At 67.8% G+C, this 1,726-nt stretch carries 1 pseudogene; it reads left to right on the plus strand.

The window, feature by feature from the left end:
- Window positions 1-105: 105 nt before the first annotated feature.
- Window positions 106-1,044, plus strand: a pseudogene (locus ACFOYW_RS16425) (integrase core domain-containing protein); the annotation flags it as partial.
- Window positions 1,045-1,726: the final 682 nt, after the last annotated feature.

Below are 1,726 nucleotides of genomic sequence, written 5' to 3' on the forward strand. Positions count from 1 at the left end.
TAGAGAATGTGTTATGTCGCAGGACATCGGTGACGCTCGGGTATCAACACATCGGTGACGGTTCGGGCGGGTTTGGTGGTGACGCTTCTCCCGTTGTGATGGAGGGTGCCGAAGCCGAATGATCCTGTTGATGCCCGTGTCCGTCTCGCGATTGCCCGGTGGCCTGATGACGCCCCGCGTGGGGCGGTCACGACGTTCTGCGCCGAGCACGGCATCTCCCGCAAGACGTTCTACGCGATCCGTGCCCGCGTGGTCGAGGAGGGCCAGGCGGCGGCGCTGGTGCCACGGTCGCGGCGGCCGAAGACGAGTCCTGGCCGGATCGCCGACGACATCGAGCGGCAGGCGGTCGAGGTCCGCGCCGCACTGGAGTCCTCCGGGTTGGATCATGGGCCGATCAGCGTGCACGACAAGATGATCGCGCTCGGCCTGGTCGCACCCTCGGTCGCGTCGCTCGCGCGGATCTTCCGTCGCGCCGGGGTCGCCCGCGTGGAGCCGAAGAAGCGGCCTCGGGCGTCCTACCGCCGGTTCGTCTACCCCGCGCCGAACGCCTGCTGGCAACTGGACGCGACCGAGTATGTCCTCATCGGCGGTCGGAAGTGTGTGATCTTCCAGCTCGAGGACGACCACTCCCGCTTGGCCGTCGCCTCCCACGTGGCCACCGGGGAGACGAGCGCCGATGCGGTGATCGTGTTCAAAAAGGGCGTGGCCGCGCGCGGGGTGCCGCAGCGGCTGCTGACCGACAACGGCGCCGCGCTGAACCCCGCCCGCCGCGGCTGGATCGGACAGCTGACCGCCTACGCGACGTCGCTCGGCGTGGAGGCGATAACCGGGAAACCATACAAGCCGACCACCCAGGGCAAGAACGAGCGATTCCATCAGACCTTGTTCCGGTACCTCGACAAACAGCCCATCGCCGCAACCCTCGGCGAACTGCAGAAGCAGGTCGACGCCTTCGACGTGATCTACAACACGCAGCGCCCGCACCAAGGGCTGCCCGGCAGGCTCACCCCACAGGCGGCGTGGGACGCCACACCGGTCGCGGAGGCGCCCCGGCCCCTACCGGCTGCCGAGCGGCCGATGATCCTCGACCCCGCGCCAGGAGCACCGGGCTCACCACTGCCGTTCGAGAACATGACCACCCGGCGGGTGAAGTCCTCCGGCGCGATCGAGCTTCGCGGGGTGACCTACCAGATCGCCCGCGAACTGGCCGGGCAGATCATCTACGTCGCTCAGCAGGCCGACGGCGTGAAATTCTACGACCAGGGCGGCGAGCTGCTCCTGGAACACCCCTGGCCCGCTCCCGGCACCAAGCACGTCGGTAACGGCCGACCCCGCGGCGCCGGGGCCAAGCGCCCCGAGAACATCCCCAAGGTGCTGCGTCAGGCCACCGAGTTGCCGCCCGGCGAATACCGCCGCATCGTTCGCACCGACGGCCGAGTCAGCATCCGCGGCGTCGTCTACGGCCTCGGTAAAGACTTCGCCGGACTCAGCGTGCACGTCGTCGCGGGGGTAGACAGCTGCGCGTTCTGGGACGCCCGGACCGGGGAACTCCTCGCCGAGCACCCCATCCCCGAACCCGGCATCACGCACGTCGGATTCGTCCGCTACAACCGCCGAACCCCGACCTTCCAGACCAGCCCCACAGAACCGTCACCGATGTCCTGAGACATGAAGTGTTACCGATGTCCTGATGCAGAACTGTCACCTATCTGCTGAGACATCACAC

This window comes from Gryllotalpicola reticulitermitis (assembly GCF_042651345.1).
Taxonomy (GTDB): Bacteria; Actinomycetota; Actinomycetes; order Actinomycetales; family Microbacteriaceae; genus Gryllotalpicola; species Gryllotalpicola reticulitermitis.